Annotated in this window: 14 protein-coding genes; 4 read left to right on the top strand and 10 right to left on the bottom strand. The window is 74.3% G+C overall.

Features of this window, described 5'->3' with window-relative positions; genetic code table 11:
* Positions 1 to 3: 3 nt before the first annotated feature.
* From ABZU25_RS15785 to ABZU25_RS15770, 4 genes are all read right to left on the bottom strand, one after another.
* Positions 4 to 468: a DUF948 domain-containing protein gene (locus ABZU25_RS15785; RefSeq protein WP_112677951.1), complete on the bottom strand. Its 465-nt coding sequence runs from the start codon at positions 466 to 468 to the stop codon at positions 4 to 6.
* Positions 469 to 617: 149 nt separating this feature from the next.
* A complete protein-coding gene (locus ABZU25_RS15780; RefSeq protein ID WP_355030123.1) occupies positions 618 to 1313 on the bottom strand; it encodes a hypothetical protein in 696 nt (231 codons plus the stop codon).
* A 2462-nt stretch (positions 1314 to 3775) separates the two neighbouring features.
* Positions 3776 to 5314: a replication-associated recombination protein A gene (locus ABZU25_RS15775; protein WP_355030047.1), complete on the bottom strand. Its 1539-nt coding sequence runs from the start codon at positions 5312 to 5314 to the stop codon at positions 3776 to 3778.
* A gap of 74 nt (positions 5315 to 5388) precedes the next feature.
* Positions 5389 to 5610: a hypothetical protein gene (locus ABZU25_RS15770; protein WP_355030046.1), complete on the bottom strand. Its 222-nt coding sequence runs from the start codon at positions 5608 to 5610 to the stop codon at positions 5389 to 5391.
* A 140-nt stretch (positions 5611 to 5750) separates the two neighbouring features.
* On the opposite strand from ABZU25_RS15770, the gene ABZU25_RS15765 reads away from it, so the two are divergent.
* The gene (locus ABZU25_RS15765; protein WP_355030045.1) at positions 5751 to 6491 is read left to right on the top strand and encodes a GNAT family N-acetyltransferase; all 741 of its coding nucleotides are present in this window, start codon (positions 5751 to 5753) and stop codon (positions 6489 to 6491) included.
* A 29-nt stretch (positions 6492 to 6520) separates the two neighbouring features.
* Here the strand turns inward: ABZU25_RS15765 and ABZU25_RS15760 are convergent, their stop codons facing one another.
* The 4 genes from ABZU25_RS15760 to aspS form a co-directional block, all read right to left on the bottom strand.
* The gene (locus tag ABZU25_RS15760) at positions 6521 to 7807 is read right to left on the bottom strand and encodes an MFS transporter (protein WP_355030044.1); all 1287 of its coding nucleotides are present in this window, start codon (positions 7805 to 7807) and stop codon (positions 6521 to 6523) included.
* A 115-nt stretch (positions 7808 to 7922) separates the two neighbouring features.
* Entirely contained in the window at positions 7923 to 8522 is a 600-nt protein-coding gene (locus ABZU25_RS15755; protein WP_355030043.1) for a helix-turn-helix domain-containing protein, read from the bottom strand.
* 66 nt (positions 8523 to 8588) lie between these two features.
* On the bottom strand, positions 8589 to 9401 hold the full coding sequence (locus ABZU25_RS15750) for a sugar nucleotide-binding protein (RefSeq protein ID WP_355030042.1): 813 nt from the start codon (positions 9399 to 9401) through the stop codon (positions 8589 to 8591).
* Between the two features lie 94 nt (positions 9402 to 9495).
* Positions 9496 to 11301, bottom strand: a complete 1806-nt coding sequence (gene aspS, locus ABZU25_RS15745) for an aspartate--tRNA ligase (RefSeq protein WP_355030041.1) — start codon at positions 11299 to 11301, stop codon at positions 9496 to 9498.
* A 155-nt stretch (positions 11302 to 11456) separates the two neighbouring features.
* Here aspS and ABZU25_RS15740 point away from each other — a divergent pair, with 155 nt between their 5' ends.
* The gene (locus ABZU25_RS15740; protein WP_355030040.1) at positions 11457 to 12182 is read left to right on the top strand and encodes a DUF998 domain-containing protein; all 726 of its coding nucleotides are present in this window, start codon (positions 11457 to 11459) and stop codon (positions 12180 to 12182) included.
* A 110-nt stretch (positions 12183 to 12292) separates the two neighbouring features.
* Positions 12293 to 12952, top strand: coding sequence for a DUF998 domain-containing protein (locus ABZU25_RS15735; protein WP_355030039.1), 660 nt, complete (start codon positions 12293 to 12295; stop codon positions 12950 to 12952).
* Positions 12953 to 13072: 120 nt separating this feature from the next.
* Here ABZU25_RS15735 and ABZU25_RS15730 read toward each other — a convergent pair whose 3' ends face one another.
* Both ABZU25_RS15730 and ABZU25_RS15725 read right to left on the bottom strand, forming a co-directional pair.
* A complete protein-coding gene (locus tag ABZU25_RS15730) occupies positions 13073 to 14119 on the bottom strand; it encodes a S1 family peptidase (RefSeq protein ID WP_355030038.1) in 1047 nt (348 codons plus the stop codon).
* A gap of 274 nt (positions 14120 to 14393) precedes the next feature.
* Complete coding sequence (locus tag ABZU25_RS15725) at positions 14394 to 14870, bottom strand: helix-turn-helix domain-containing protein (RefSeq protein WP_355030037.1); 477 nt, start codon at positions 14868 to 14870, stop codon at positions 14394 to 14396.
* Positions 14871 to 14925: 55 nt separating this feature from the next.
* On the opposite strand from ABZU25_RS15725, the gene ABZU25_RS15720 reads away from it, so the two are divergent.
* Positions 14926 to 15432 carry a PaaI family thioesterase gene (locus tag ABZU25_RS15720; protein WP_355030036.1) on the top strand — a complete coding sequence of 169 codons (507 nt, stop codon included), beginning with the start codon at positions 14926 to 14928 and terminating at the stop codon, positions 15430 to 15432.
* The last annotated feature ends 27 nt before the right edge of the window (positions 15433 to 15459 follow it).

The raw sequence follows: 15459 nt of genomic DNA, 5'->3' as shown, positions 1-15459 counted from the left end.
CGGTCAGCTGTTGCCGCGTCGCGCGGCCCGTCGCTGCTGCTTGATGGTGTCGCGTACCTCACGCTCGGTCTCGGCGTGCCGGCGGCCGGCGGCGGCCTTGCGCACGCCGTAACCGAACGCGGCCACCTTCACCAACGGGTTCGCGGCCGCGGCCGAGACCACGGTGGCCAGGTTGGCGACGTTGGCGGTGACGTTCTGCGCGTGGCTGGTCATGGTGTCGACCTTCGCCAGCTGGAGGTTCACGCCGTCGAGCGAGGTCTGCACCTGCTCCAGCGCGGTGTTGACGTTCTTCACAGTGGTGTTCACGTCACCGAGCAGCGGTGCGGTCCGATCGTTGAGGTCGTTGATCATGCGGGTGGTGGCGTCCACCGTGTGCCGCAGCCGCAGGATGGGCAGCGTCAGGATGAGCACCAGCACCGCGAACGCGCTAGCCGCGATCAGCGCCGCGATCGCTCCAATGTCGCCCACGCCTGTCCTCCTCAAGCAGAGTTCCGCAGGACCCGACGTCCCCGGAACGCACAACCATGGCACCCGTACCGGCCGCCGAGCCGTCGGCGGTCAGCGGTAGCGGGCGAGCCCGCCAGCACCAGACCCTACCGTCCGTGATGGAGACCGGCTCACGACGGTGAGGGTGTCAGCTCACCCAGCGGATCCCCGCTGACCGTTGGGAACGGGTCCTCTCCGGTCAGTGACGGGTCGGTGGTCGGTTGCGGCCTGGTCCGCTCATCGTCGATCGCGTTGCGTACCTTCACCGACACCAACGAGCCGGTGCACTCCGTCGCAGCGGCCGACGGGTCGCCAGACGGCACGACGGCCGGCTCACCGTCGACCGGCGGCGGCACGCAGGTCGGCTCGCGTACCCACAGGTCGAGGGTCAACTCGTCGCGGCGCCAGCAGGTGTAGCTGCCCTTCGTCTTCTGCTCCGGACAGCGACTCACCTTCCACGGCCGCCAGCCGTCCTGGCGCAGCGCGTCCTCGTAGACCTGCGCCGTGTCCTGCGGCGACTTCTCCGAGGTGACGGTGCGCTCCCGCAGCCGGCAGTCGAGCAGACACCACCGGCTGCCGCTGACGTCGTCGACGGTCTTGGCGGCGGCCCAGCCGGGCACGTTGAGCTGATCCAGGTTGTCGAAGACCGGGTCACGGCTCAGCGTCCGGATGCCGAAGAAGAGCGGCACCGCACCGAGCAGCACGACGCTGACCAGCACCAGCACCGCCGCCCGGAGGCGACGGCGTTCCCGCAGCTGCCGGCGCAACTCGGATCGGGCACCCGGCGCGGCATCGTCGTCGGGCGTGTCCTGGTTGGCCGAGCGCAGCGCGGGCCCGCCGGCGGGCTCGGCTGCCGGCCGGTCGACCGGGGGCGGCACGGCGGCGGCGACACGGGCCACCCCGACGGGCTCGCCGGAGCGGCCGGGCGGTGGCACCGGGGCGACGCCGCTCGGGTCGGCGCGGCCGGGCTCCCGGTGCGGCGGCAGGGCACGCCCTGCGGCACGGTCGGCGGGCACGGGTCGGCCGGTCGGGGCGCCACCACGCGCCGGGGAGCCGGGACCGGCACCCGGCTCACCGTGCGCCCGATCGTCGGCGAGGGGCGGTTGCGCACCCTTGGGTGGGCGGACGGCGGCCCGCGCCGGACCATCCGGACGCGTCCTTGGCGGGCCGTCCACACCCGATGCGGCGGCGGCCCGAACCGGGCCGTCTCCACCCGGTGGAACGGCGGCCCGCGCCGGACCGTCCGGCCGGGGGGCCGCATCGGCGCCCGGAGCGGGGTGGGGCGGGGCGTCGGCGCCCCGGCGCCCGCCGCCCTGGGCCGGTGCGCCACCCGGGACGGGTCGCGCCCGGCCGGGCGGGGCGGAGCGGGCGGCGCCGCGCGCCGGCGCGGCGGGACCGGCGCCGGGCGCGGGTCGTCCACCGGCGTACCGGTCGTCGCCACGGTCGTTCGCCGGTCCGGGTCGCCCCGGGCCGTCCGGTCCGGGCTCGGCCGGCGGCCGTCGTCGGCCGGACTGGTCCGGCGTGGGCGTCCCGTCCGGGCCGGGCGGGCCCACCGGACGGGCCCGCCCGCCGGTGGGGTCCGCGACGGGCGCCGCAGCGCGCCGGCCCCGGGGGGGACGGTCGCCGGACGGCGGCGCAGGGGGCAGAGCCTGCTCTCCGGTGGTTCCCGGCGCGTCGGGTCGCACGGCACGACGACCGGTCGGTACGTCCGCACCGGGGTCGGCCGGAGGGCCGGCGGGCCGGCGGGCGGCGGTGCGCTCAGCGGCCGGGTCGGGCACGCCGAGGCGACCGGACGCGTGGTCGGCGAGGTCACCCGCACCGCCGGCCGGTGCGGGACGGCGACCCGTGGCCGGCGGGGTGCCGCCGCGTCGGTTGACCACGGGCAGGCCGGAGTCGGTGTGCGGCAGGCGGCCGGCCTGGCGCAGCCAGTCGGCGGGCCGTTCGGGGCGGTCCGCCCGGGGTTCGCCGCCGGCCGGCGTACGTCGCTCCGGCTCGGCCGAGACGGCGCGGCGGCGACCGGTGCCGTCGGCCGGCCCGATGGTGGGCGTGGCACCGCTGTGCGCGCCGGTGGCCTGGGGCACCGGCGGGGCGTTGCCCGTGCGGGGCACCGCGGACTCGTCGGGTTCGGCGGCACGGCGGCGACCGGCGGCCGGACGGGAGCGTTCGGCGGAGCGACGGTCGGTGGGCTCTGGGGCCCCCGGGTCGACCGGGCCGGGGCGACGCCGCGCGGTACGCGGGTCACTGTCGATGGCGGGGTCGGGCCGCAGGCCGTCCCCGGCCGGTGGCGCGGGGTCGGCCGGAGCGCCGTCCAGGCGTGCCGGGCCGGAGGCGGCGGATGGTCCGGCGGCCCGTGCCGGATCGGGTGCCGCTCCGCCGCGTCGACCGGCGGGCATTCCCTCGGCCGGCGGTAGTGCGTGACCGGGCTCGGCGGATGCCGGGCCAGGTCGGCGGACCGGTGGGCCGGCGTCCGGACGGCGCAGTGGCGGCATCGCGTCCGGGTGACCCCCGGCCGCGGCGGCGTCCGGTCGGCGTCCCGGCGGAACGGCGGCGTCCGGGCGGCGACCGGTCGGGGCGCCCGAGGTCGGTGGGCCCACGGGTGGGCCGGGCGGAGCCGTTGCCGGGCGGGGCCGGGTCGGGCCGCCGGGCGCGTCGGTCGTGGCGCGCGGCGCCGGCGGGCTGGCCGGGTCGCCGCCAACCGGGCGGGCGGCGGGGGGCGCCGGCGGTACGGCGGCGCGGGCGCCGGGCGCCGGCTGCACGCCGCGACGCGCGGGCTGGCCCTGGCCGGGACCAGCGGCCGGTGGCCGGTCGTCCGGGCGGCGGCCCGCTGGCGGCGGGTTTCCCGGCCAGGGGCTGTCGGTCGGTCGACGGGCGGCGGCAGCAGCACCCGGGCCGCTCGGGCGCGGGGCGGGCGGCACCGCGGCCTCCGGCGGCACCGGCCCACGCGCACCGGCCGCCTCCACCGGCGGACCCGTGCGCGGCCCGGCGGGCTCTACCGGCGCACCCCTGCGCGGCCCGGCGGGCTCAGCCGGCGCATTCCTGCGCGGCCCGGCGGGCTCAACCGGCGGACCCGCGGGGGGGCGGTTGGGCGCCGCCGGTGCGCCGTCCGGACCCAGTTCACCGCGTTGCTGCTTGGCCGAACGAAGGTCGTCGATCCAGCCGAGCTCCTCGCCGGCGACGGGCTCCTCCGGCTCGGCCTCGGCCGCCCGGCCCCGGCCCCACCGGCGCGTCTTGGCGCGGGGATCGCGCCGCTCGTCCGGGCCCTCGTCCGGGCGGTCCCCACCACGCGATCTCACTGTTGACCCTCTCCTGCGGCGTCAGCGCCGCTGTGCTGCGTCGTGCCGGGCGTGCCCGTGCCCGTCGCCGGGCGACCGTTCTCACCAGGAAGCGCGGACGCGGGCTGCGTCGTTACCGGCGGCTCGGCCGTCGGGGTGTCCGGACGGGCGGCCGGGGCCGGCAGACCACGCACGATCCGGCGCAGCACCGGCAGCCGGCTGGCCACCGACCGTTCCGCGCCGTGCGGGCTGGGCTGGTAGTAGTCGGTGCCCACCAGGTCGTCCGGGACGTACTGCTGGGTGACCACACCGCGCTGGTCGTCGTGCGGGTAGCGGTAGCCGGTCCCGTGGCCCAGCCCGCGGGCGCCGGCGTAGTGCGCGTCGCGCAGCCCGCGCGGCACCGGGCCACCCCGGCCGGCCCGGACGTCGGTGATCGCGGCACCGATGGCGGTGGTGGCCGAGTTGGACTTGGGGGCGGTGGCCAGGTGGATCACCGCCTGGGCAAGGTTGAGCTGCGCTTCGGGCAGCCCCACGTACTCGACGGCGTGGGCGGCGGCGGTGGCGACGCTCAGGGCGCCGGGGTCGGCCATGCCCACGTCCTCGCTGGCGAAGATGACCAGGCGGCGCGCGATGAACCGGGCGTCCTCGCCGGCGACCAGCATGCGGGCCAGCCAGTGCACCGCGGCGTCCACGTCCGAGCCGCGCATGCTCTTGATGAAGGCGCTGACCACGTCGTAGTGGGCGTCGCCGTCCCGGTCGTAGCGCACCGCCGCGACGTCGACGGCCTGCTCGGCCGTGGCGAGGTCGATCCGCCCGCCGCCGAGCGCCGTGGCGGAGGCCGCCGCCGCCTCCAGTGCGGTGAGTGCCTTACGGACGTCACCGGCGGCCAGCCGGACCAGGTGGTCCTCGGCCTCGGCGGTCAGGGTGAGGACGCCGTCCAGGCCGCGCTTGTCGACGACCGCGCGGCGGAGCAGACCCCGCACCGCCTCGTCGTCCAACGGTTGCAGGGTGAGCAGCACGCACCGCGACAGCAGCGGCGAAATGATCGAGAAGTACGGATTCTCGGTGGTCGCCGCCAGCAAGGTGACAGTACGGTCCTCGACCGCGGCGAGCAGCGAATCCTGTTGGGTCTTGCTGAACCGGTGCACCTCGTCGATGAAGAGCACGGTCGGCCCGCCGCCCGCCCGGCGCTGGCGGCGGGCCGACTCGATCACCGCCCGGACGTCCTTGACGCCGGCGGAGAGCGCCGACATGGCGACGAAGCGACGATCGGTCGCCCCGGCCACCAGGTGCGCGATGGTGGTCTTGCCGCTGCCCGGGGGACCCCAGAGGATCACCGATATCGGAGCGCCGCCGGAGACCAGCTGCCGCAGCGGAGCACCGGGTGCGAGCAGGTGGTCCTGCCCGACCAACTCGTCGAGGGTCACCGGACGCATCCGGACGGGCAGGGGCGAATCGTCGGCCACCGCGGTGAAGCCGTCGACACCGGCGGGACCGTCGGGCGCGCTGCGCGACCCGGCGGGTTCACCGAGGGAGAAGAGGGCGTCGGACTCCATCACGAAGACAGTACCGGGCCGGGCCCACGACGCCGGAATCGCGCCGTGGGCCCGCCACCGGTGATCGGTTCCGGTCAGCCACGACCGGGGCGACGGCCCCGGTACCAACGGCCGCCGCCACCGCCGCCGCCGCTGCGCGGGCCGCTGCCCACGCCGGCCAGGTAGAGCGAGAGCAGGAGCAGCCCGATGAGTACGAGGGTGTTCCAGTTGAAGAGGTCGGGCGCTCCGAAGTCGGTGTCGAGCAGATCGAGCAGCAGAGCGAAGCCAAAGACGATGGCGGCGAGAATGGCGAGCATGTCGGTCCTCCGGTGGGGGTTCCCAGTAGGTCGGCGCGTGATGTACCCAATCGGTCGACTCGTCAATCTCCACGGTGGATGCGGCCACGTCGCGACGACCCGGCGCGGACGTTCCACCTCCGGCTCCTAGGCTGGAGAGCATGATCATCGACGACCAGGTGCTCCAGGGCCGGGCCGCCATCCTGGGTGCCGTCGGCCACCACCCGTTCGCCCGACACGCACTCGGGCCGGCCATGCCGGCAGTGGGATACCGACGCGACGGCGCCGTGCTGTGGTTGGTGCCACCGGAGCACGGGCCGGCCGGCGCTGCGATCGGCCCGGCCGGGCCGGCCCTCGACATCTGTGTCGCGCTCACCGACAGCGGAAGGCTGCGCCCGGGGCAGCGACTACACCTGCCCCGACACGATCGCGGTCTGCTGACCGACCGGCTGGCGGTGGCCGAGCACAACGACTGGGACTTCCACTGGACCGACGCGCCACCGCCTGTGCAACCAGACGAGCAGCCGGTCGTACGCCTCAGCGACGCCGACCGCCCGGCGCTGGAGGCACTTGTCGACGAGGCGTTCCCCAGCACCACCTCCCGCCCGGGCGACCCGCGGGTGGTCGACTGGTACGGCATCCGGGCCGGCGACCGGTTGGTGGCGTGCGGCGCGGATCGCAGCCAGGGCGAACTCGGTTTCGTCGCCGGCCTGACCGTGGCCCCCGACCACCGGGGTCGGGGGCTGGGCGCGTCCCTGACCGCCGGGATGACCCGGGCGCTGCTGGCGCGCCACGACACCGTGGCGCTCGGCGTCTACACGCACAACGTCGGTGCGGCGCGGCTCTACCGCCGACTCGGCTTCACCAACACCCTCTCGCTCAGCTCGATCCGCCTCGCCTGATCGAAGGCGGGACCCCGCTACGCATGGAGTCACCGGTTGGTGGCGGACACCGGGACCGCGGTCGGCTCGACGGCGGGTGTGGCCCGACGGCCGGCCAGCCACGCGGGCAGGTAGAGCGGGGCGGCGACGGCGAGCACCACCGCGCCGACCACCATCGCGGTGCCGATGCTGGTGGCGGCGGCGAGCGCGGTCAGGACCACCCCGCCGAGCGCGCCGGCCGGCTGCGCCATCATCGAGTTCAGCGAGAGCACGCTGGTCCGGTACGGGCCGTCGACCTGCCGGTGCAGCAGGCCACTGTGCAACGGGTTGGACGCGCCGTGCACGGCGTAGCAGGCCAGGTAGGCCACCAGCACCCCGACCGGCCCGGCGAACAACCCCATCCCGACCACCGTCACCCCCTGCAGGATGCGCAGCAGGGCCGCGCCCGGTGCCGCACCGAACCAGCGCAGCAGCAGCGGGGTCAGCGCCGCGCCGGCAGCCGAGGCGAGCCAGGCGGCCGAGTTGGCCGGCCCGAGCAGCGCCGCAGCCCGTTCCGGGTCGCCGATCACCTCGGCGAGCCGGACCGGCAGCAGCGACTCGAAGGTGACCATGCCGAAGCCCCAGAACAGCTCCACCGCCACCAGGGCCAGCAGCACCCGGGAGCGACGCAGCAGCCCGACCGCCTCGCCGATCATGCGGGGCGCCTGGGCCACCGAGGCCCGCACCGCCGCGAAACCGGTGGCCGAACGCTGCTCGACCAGCAGCACGACCAGCGCGATCAGGGCGACCGCCTGCGCGACGATCGCGGCCAGCACGGGCACGGTGAGCGCGGTGACCGGCCCGATCGGGCCGAGCGCGATGAGACCGCCGCTGAGCAGAGCGCCTCCGCCGATGGCACCGCCGATGACGGTGCCGGCGTAACCGAGGCCCCGCTCGTATTCGGCATTCGGGTCGGCGGCCACTGTGGCGTCGACGTACCAGGACTCCAGCGGGCCACTGTCCAACGCCCGGTAGATCCCCTGCAGGGCCCAGACCACGAAGAACAGCGCGAACGAGTCAGCCACCGCGAACAGGGCCAGCGAGGCGAGGTTGATCGCTCCGGCGGCGAGCAGCACCGGCCGGCGGCCGAGGGCGTCGGCGAGCCCGCCGGTGGGCAACTCCAGCGCCAGCACCAGCAGGCCCTGCGCCGTGCCCACCAGGCCGATCTGCGGCAGCGACAGGCCGCGTTCCTGCATCAGCAGGATCAGCACCGGGATCATCAGACCCGTGGGTAGCCAGCGCAGGCCGTAGAGCGTGAGGTAGCGACGCCGGACCTGGCGTACGGTCAGCGCGCTCACGACGCCACCTCAGTTCGCGACTGCGGGGCTCGCAAAACGGGCTCACTCCTCGCGCTCACGACGCCACCCTTCGTTCGCGACTGCGGGGCTCGCAAAACCGGCTCACTCCTCGCGCTCACCAGCGCTCGTCCAGCCGGGGGAAGCCGGCCAGGAACAGGTGCACCGGCTTGACGTCGTCGTTGTCGGCGACAGGCTCGTCGCGGTAGCGCATCAACACCGCCCACAGCTCGGCGTTGAGGGCCCGCAGTCGGGTCGGGTCGAGCGGCAGCACCAGGTCACTCATGCCGGCCGCGTCGCGCCAGGTCCGGGGGTGGCGGTGCTCGACGGCCAGCCACCGCTCGGCCAGGTCGGCCATCACCCGCACCTGTTCGGCCTGGATCCACTGCACGGCGGCCCGGGCGTCCGGGTCGTCGTCGAAGTCGGTGGGCTCGAAGTCGCTGATGTCGTGAGCGGCCTGCCACCATCGCTGCCGGCCGGTGCCCCGGTCGGGGTCCTCGGTCACCAGCCCGACGTCGGCGAGCTGGCGCAGGTGGTAACTCGTGGCGCCGGTGTTGGTGCTCAGCTTCTCGGCAAGCGCGGTCGCGGTCGCCGGGCCGTCGACCCGCAGCGAGCCGAGTAGCCGCATCCGCAGTGGGTGGGCGAGCGCGCGGACCTGTCGGCTGTCCAGATGGACCCGGCGCTGCTCGACCGGCCTGCCGGGTGAAGGGCTTTCCATGACTGCACACTATCTCTGCACACTTCTTGTGCACAACAGTTATGCATAAGAAGTGTGCAAGGGTGCTCAGTGAGCCAGGAGTTCGTGTACCCCGCGCAGTCGCGTCCGCAGCAGACCGGCGGCGCGAGAGCTGTCGAGGCGTACGTCGAGGGGGCGGGACAGGCCGACGGCGGCGCCGGTGGTGGTCGTGAGCCCGGCCGCGTCCAGCCCGAACCGCGCCGCGACCAGCAGGCCCAGCTCGGCGCGGCTCACGGCGTCCGGGCCGGCGACGTTGAGCAGACCGGCGTACGGGGAGGCGACCAGCTCCAGCACGGCGTCGGCCAGGTCGGTGACGTCGATCGGGCAGCGCAGTTCGTCGCTGAACAGGACGGCCCGGCCGGCGAGCGCGTCCCGGCAGAGCTGGATCTGCTTGCTGCCCTCCCCCAGGATCAGCGAGGTACGCACCACTGCCGCGCCGGGGTCGACCGCCCGCACAGTGGTCTCGGCCGCGGCCTTCGCGGCCCCGTACGCGTGCACCGGAGTAGGTGGGTCGTCGTCGGCGTACGGCGTGGGACGGCCGGCGTGCAGCGCGTCACTCGACACGTGCACCAGGCGGGCACCCGCCTCGGCGGCGGCGACCGCCACGTGGGCGGCCCCGTCGGCGGTGACCGCCCAGTCGTCGTACCGATAAGGGGTCCCGACCACGGCGTCCGGCCGCACCTCGGCGACCAGCGCGCGCACGGCGGCCCGGTCGGTCACGTCCAGCCGCCGCGCGTGCACACCCGGCACCGCGATGTCACCGGCGTGGAAGGTCCCCACCACCGACAACCCGGCGTCAACACCCCGCCGGCAGACCGCACGCCCGAGAAACCCACTGCCCCCGACAACAAGCACTCGCACCGCGGCCCACTCCCCCACCGTTGATCAAGAGGTTTGCGTCATCTCGCGGGGCGATGATGACGCAAACCTCTTGATCAACCAAGCGGGAGGGGGGTCACACCGGGTCGGCTACCGGGGCGGCCGGGCCGGCCGTTCCGGTGTGGGCCGTCGCGGGGGGCTTGGGCTTGGCGTCGATGCCGGCCTCGGCGCGCTGCTGGGCGGTGATCGGGGTGGGGGCGCTGGTCAGCGGGTCGAACCCGCCGCGGGTCTTCGGGAACGCGATGACCTCGCGGATCGAGTCGGCGCCGGCGAGCAGCATGCAGACCCGGTCCCAGCCGAAGGCGATGCCGCCGTGCGGCGGAGCGCCGTACTTGAACGCCTCCAGCAGGAAGCCGAACTTGTCCTGCGCCTCCTCGGGCGTGATGCCGAGCAGGTCGAAGACCCGCTTCTGCACGTCACCCCGGTGGATACGGATCGACCCGCCGCCGATCTCGTTGCCGTTGCAGACGATGTCGTACGCGTACGCCAGGGCCCGGTCCGGGGCCTCCTCGAACCGGTCGACCCACTCGGCGTTCGGCGAGGTGAACGGGTGGTGCACGGCCGTCCAGCCGCCGTCGTCGGTGCGCTCGAACATGGGCGCGTCGACCACCCAGCAGAACGCCCAGGCGCTCTCGTCGATCAGGCCGGACCGCTTGGCGATCTCGACGCGGGCGGCGCCGAGCAGCTCCTGTGCCTCCCGCGTGGTGGCGCTGGCGGCGAAGAAGACCGCGTCGCCCGGCTTGGCGCCGACCGCGTCGGCCAGCCCGCCCAGGTGCTCGGCGGAGAGGTTCTTGGCCACCGGCCCGCGCGCCTCGCCGGTCTCGGCGTCCAACACCACGTACGCCAGGCCGCGCGCGCCACGCGCCTTCGCCCAGTCCTGCCAGCCGTCCAGCTCCTTGCGGCTCTGCGCCGCGCCGCCGGGCATCACCACCGCGCCGACGTAGCCGCCCGCGTCGATCGCCCCGGCGAAGACCCGGAACCCGGTGCCGCGCAGGTAGTCGGTCAGCTCGGTCAGCTCGACGCCGTAGCGCAGGTCCGGCTTGTCGGAGCCGTACCGGGCCATCGCGTCGTGCCAGGTGATCCGCGGGATCGGCCCGGGGATCTCGTGCCCGGCCAGGTCCTTCCAGAGCGTCGAGACGATCGCCTCACCGAGGTCGATCACGTCGTCCTCGGTGACGAAGGACATCTCGATGTCGAGCTGGGTGAACTCGGGCTGCCGGTCGGCGCGGAAGTCCTCGTCGCGGTAGCAGCGGGCGATCTGGTAATACCGCTCCATGCCGCCGACCATCAGCAGCTGCTTGAACAGCTGCGGCGACTGCGGCAGCGCGTACCAGCTGCCGGGCTGCAGGCGCACCGGGACCAGGAAGTCGCGGGCGCCCTCGGGCGTCGACCGGGTCAGCGTCGGCGTCTCGATCTCCAGGAAGTCCCGCTCGTGCAGCACACCCCGGGCCAGGTGGCTGGCGCGCGAGCGCAGCCGCAGCGCGTTCGCCGGCCCGCTGCGGCGCAGGTCCAGGTAGCGGTACTTGAGCCGGATGTCGTCGCCGGCCTCGATCTGGTCGTCCACCGGCAGCGGCAGCGGCGCGGCCTCGGAGAGCACCTCCAGCTCGGTGACTGTCACCTCGACCTCACCGGTGGGCAGCTCCGGGTTCTCGTTGCCGGCCGGCCGGCGGGTCACCTCGCCGACGACCTTCACGCAGAACTCGTTGCGCAGCGCGTGCGCATCCTCCTCGCGGAAGACCACCTGGACAACGCCGGTGCCGTCGCGCAGGTCGACGAAGATGACCCCGCCGTGGTCGCGCCGGCGGGCCACCCACCCGGCGAGCGTCACCGTCGAGCCGGCGTCCGCGGCGCGCAGGCTTCCGGCATTGTGGGTACGGATCACGGCTGGCAACTCCTCATCGTGGAACAGTCCTCACCGGCATTCTGTCAGGGGTGGCCGCCCCACCTCCGGGGCACCCGGCAGGCCGGCGCGATTCGCTGGTGGGGCGGAGCGGCGAACCCGACTCGGTCGACCGCCGCGCCGGTTAACGTGGCGAAATGCGCGCCGTACCGAACTGGGCCGTCGCCGCGGCAGCGGCCGCGCCCGCGCTGCTGGTGGTCGGTTGGACGGTCGCCCAGGCGCGGCAGCCCACCGGGTACGACCCGATCCGGGACACCATCAGCGAGTTGGCGGGGCAGGATGCCACCGACGCGTGGATCATGGTCGCGGCCCTGGTGCTGCTCGGCTGCTGCTATCTCGCAGTCGCCGCCGTGTTGCACGCGGCCGGGCTGCCGAGCCGGTTCCTGCTCGCGGTCGGTGGGGTGGCCACGATCGCCCTGGTCGCCTTCCCCCGTCCGCCGGTCGGGGGTTCACTCAGCCACGGGATCGCGGCGACGGTGGCGGTCCTCGCCCTGGCGCTGTGGCCGGCCGGTTCGGCGCTTCGGCTGCCGCGCGGCCCAGACGCCGCACACCCCAGGGCCGCGCAGCCACCGTGGGCGTTCCGTCGGACCGTGGGACTGAGTGCCACGCTCGTGCTGCTCGCCCTCTTCGGGTGGTGTGCCTTCGAGGTGACAAGCGGATCCCGCACCGGGCTGGCCGAGCGGGTGACGGCGGTGGCGGTCTCCCTCTGGCCGTTGCTGGCGGTCCTGTCCGCCCGGCGGGCACACCTCGCGTTGACGCCCGCCGGCACCGTACGGATCGGTCCGGACCTGGCGCCAGGTGGCGTCATACCCCCGGATCCACTGGGACCAACTGGCGGGCCCGCTCCTCGACGGCCCGACTGACCGCGGTACGTCGTCGCCCGACACAGTCCGGCCACGGCGACGTTCCTCATCCGCCCGAGCGCGTGGCTCCGGGCCCGGAGTTCCGCTGGGCGCGCCGTTACGATCACCCGATGTCTGCCGTACCCCGCTGGACCCTGCTGTCGGCCGGTGGCGCGCCGTTGTTTCTCATCGGAGGCTGGACACTGGCGCAGGCCGCCCAACCCGACCGATTCGACCCGGTCCGGCAGACGATCAGCGCGCTCGCCGCCACGAACGCGGACCATCGCTGGATCATGACAGTGGGTCTGGCCGGCCTGGGCCTGTGCCACTTGGTAACCGCTTTCGGCCTGGTGACCGCCGCGCCGACGGGTCGAGGGATACTCGCGCTGGGCGGGCTGGCCACCCTGGTGCTGGCCGTGTTCCCGCAGCGTCCGGCGGGCGGCTCGACGACGCACGCCGTCGCCGCCGGTGTGGCGTTCGTGGCGTTGGCTCTCTGGCCGGCCCTGGCGGTTCCCCGTCGAGCGGTGCTGTCGGTGCCGCCCCTCGATCGGGACCAGCTCCGGCCGCGGGCCCTGTCGACTTCCAGCGGTCCGGCACCTGGGGCCGCGCTCGCGACGGCGGCGTTTCTCCTCGGGTTGGTCGGGTGGTTCGGTGTCGAGTTCTTCACCGAGGGAGCATGGGTCGGGCTGACGGAGCGGCTGGCGGCGGCCGCTGAGGCGGTCGTACCGCTGGCCGCAGTGCTCGCCGCACTCGCCGGCGGGCGGCGGTCGGGACCGTCCGGGCTCCGCTGACCACCATCGCGGGCGCGGCGCCGGGCCGCTGCGCAGAGCCCAGGCGGCGACCAGTCCCGTTCGGGCGGCGACGCGAACGGGCCGCCGGAATGCTCCGGCGGCCCGCGTGCGGTGCGTGGATCAGAAGACGCTGACGCCGTAGCGGCTCAGGGCCTCGGTGACGGGCTGGAAGTAGGTGGTGCCGCCGCTGCGGCAGTTGCCACTGCCGCCGGAGGTCATACCCAGGGCGGTGCTGCCGGCGAACAGCGAGCCGCCGCTGTCGCCCGGCTCGGCGCAGACGTTGGTGCGGATCAGGCCGGAGACCGAGCCCTCGGCGTAGTTGACAGTGGCGTTTGTCGCGTTCACCGTGCCGCCACGCAGGCCGGTGGTGCTGCCGGAGCGCTGCACCGACTGGCCGACGGAGGCGTTGCCGGCGCCGGTGATGTCCTGGTAGCTGCCGTTGTAGAGGTAGACGTTGCCAGCGGCGTTGGCCGAGTTGCTGTGCCGCACGATGCCGTAGTCGTTGCCCGGGAAGCTGGTGCCGGTCCGCGTGCCGATGAGGGCGGTCTGCGCGGAGTTCGAATACCAGCTGGCCGAGATGTTGGTGCAGTGCCCGGCGGTCACGAAGTAGTAGGTGCTGCCGCTGCGCACGTTGAAGCCGAGCGAGCAACGCCCGCCCCCGCCGGCGTAGATGGCCTGGCCGCCGGAGATCCGGGTGCTCAGCACACCAGCCTCGGCCTCGACGCGGACCGCGCCGTTGGCCCGCGCGGCGGCGGCCTTGACCCGCTCCAGCTTGGCGCCGGTGACGGTGCTGTCGACGGAGACGACGACCTGGTTGGTGACCGGGTCGCTCCACCAGGCGGTGCCTGGGATCTTGGCGGAGCGCTCCAGGTCGGCGGTGGCCCGGTTGAGTTCGCCGGCACCGCGGGTGACGTAGCGGACGACGGCGCCGGCCTTGTTCGCCGCGCTGGCGGCGGCCGCGTCGGTCACCGTGACGACGGACCTGCCGCTGGCGTCGAGGTACGAGCCAGCCGAGCGGTCGCCGAGTTGCGCGGACAGCGCGGCTGCGGCGTCGGGCGAGGCGGCGGGTGCGGCCTGGGCGGGTGCGCCGATGAGCGCACCGACGACCAGGCTTCCGGAAACGGCGACAGTGGCCGCAACGCGGAATGTGGACCTCGTGGGTCGCATGTAACAACCTCCTGGGCGGGGGAGCGGGTCTCGCCGAGGTCGGCTGACCCGATGGCAACCCGGCCGATCTGGGGAAACCGGCCAAGTGCACTGAAGTATTCACATACTTAAGATCATTGACAAGGCTTGATTCCGCCCGGATTCAGCGAACGTGGCCGGCCACAACTCCGCAACACCACCGACACGCCGGCGCACAACCACCGTCACACCGGATCCGCCCGCGGCGCGCACGGTCGTCGATGTCTCGCCGCACTGTCGGCGCGGGTGCCGCCCGTCAGGGGGTACGGCGACGGGCGCCGGGGCCGGGGCGGGGCACCACGTCGCGCACCTGCCCCACGTCGTGCCCGTCGGCACAGCGCAACTCGACGCGCACGCGAGCACCGCAGTCACGGTGAGTGACGCTCAGCGGCGGACCCTCGGGGTCGGCGAGGTACCTGTCACCCCACCCGAGCACGGCCACCAGGACCGGCCAGAGGTCCAGGCCCTTCTCGGTCAACCGGTACTCGTGGCGCAGCCGGCTGCCCGGCTCCCGGTACGGCTCGCGGCGCAGCACGCCCTGCTCCACCAGGACGGCCAGCCGGTTGGTCAGCACCTGTCGCGGAATGCCGGTGCGCACCCGCATGTCGTCGAAACGGCGGATGCCGGTGAACACCTCGCGGAGCACCACCAGGGTCCACCGCTCACCGAGAATCTCCATCGCGCGGGCGATGGTGCAGTTCTCCACCGACCAGTCCAGTGCCGCGGGTCGCATCCGACCAGGCTAGGTCTCGTTGACAGACTCAGCAACCTGCTGCCAGGCTGCGTCCATGACGCAGACGCAGGAACCGGCGCGCAGCCGTACCTTCACCTGGGCGGACCCGGCGGTCAACGCCGCTCAGCTCGGTCGACGCAGCGGCCTCGACATGCTCCGGGCGATGACCGCCGGCGAGCTGGCCGCACCACCGGTGATGCACCTCATCGACATGACACGGATGGTGGCCGACGAGGGCCGGGTGGTCGTCGAGCTGACCCCACAGGAGTTCCACTACAACCCGCTCGGCAGCGTCCACGGTGGTGTCCTCTCGACACTGCTGGACACCGCCGCGGGCTGTGCCGTGCACAGCACCCTGCCGGCCGGCGTCGGCTACACCTCGCTGGACCTCAACGTGAAGTTCCTGCGCCCGGTCACCGTCGACAGTGGCACGCTGCGCTGCGAGGGCACGGTGCTGCAACGTGGCCGCCGGACGGCCCTGGCCGAGGCCCGCATCACCGATGCCGGCTCCCGCCTGATAGCCCACGCCACCAGCACCTGCCTCCTCTTCCCCCAATCCTGACCCCACCTCCGGGTGGTTGATCAAGAG

Origin of the sequence: Micromonospora sp. NPDC005215, from assembly GCF_040607915.1 — a bacterium.
Taxonomy (GTDB): domain Bacteria; phylum Actinomycetota; class Actinomycetes; order Mycobacteriales; family Micromonosporaceae; genus Micromonospora.
Note: the sequence above shows the minus strand (reverse complement) of the source record. Positions and strands in the feature narration are given on the sequence as shown.

Coding starts and splice junctions, on each gene's coding strand:
- ABZU25_RS15770 (WP_355030046.1), bottom strand. CDS start 5,610: ATGCTCGCCATTCTCGCCGCCATCGTCTTTGGCTTCGCTCTGCTGCTC.
- ABZU25_RS15735 (WP_355030039.1), top strand. CDS start 12,293: ATGTCTGCCGTACCCCGCTGGACCCTGCTGTCGGCCGGTGGCGCGCCG.
- ABZU25_RS15725 (WP_355030037.1), bottom strand. CDS start 14,870: ATGCGACCCGCGGCACTGGACTGGTCGGTGGAGAACTGCACCATCGCC.
- ABZU25_RS15740 (WP_355030040.1), top strand. CDS start 11,457: ATGCGCGCCGTACCGAACTGGGCCGTCGCCGCGGCAGCGGCCGCGCCC.
- ABZU25_RS15775 (WP_355030047.1), bottom strand. CDS start 5,314: ATGGAGTCCGACGCCCTCTTCTCCCTCGGTGAACCCGCCGGGTCGCGC.
- ABZU25_RS15720 (WP_355030036.1), top strand. CDS start 14,926: ATGACGCAGACGCAGGAACCGGCGCGCAGCCGTACCTTCACCTGGGCG.
- ABZU25_RS15755 (WP_355030043.1), bottom strand. CDS start 8,522: ATGGAAAGCCCTTCACCCGGCAGGCCGGTCGAGCAGCGCCGGGTCCAT.
- ABZU25_RS15730 (WP_355030038.1), bottom strand. CDS start 14,119: ATGCGACCCACGAGGTCCACATTCCGCGTTGCGGCCACTGTCGCCGTT.
- ABZU25_RS15765 (WP_355030045.1), top strand. CDS start 5,751: ATGATCATCGACGACCAGGTGCTCCAGGGCCGGGCCGCCATCCTGGGT.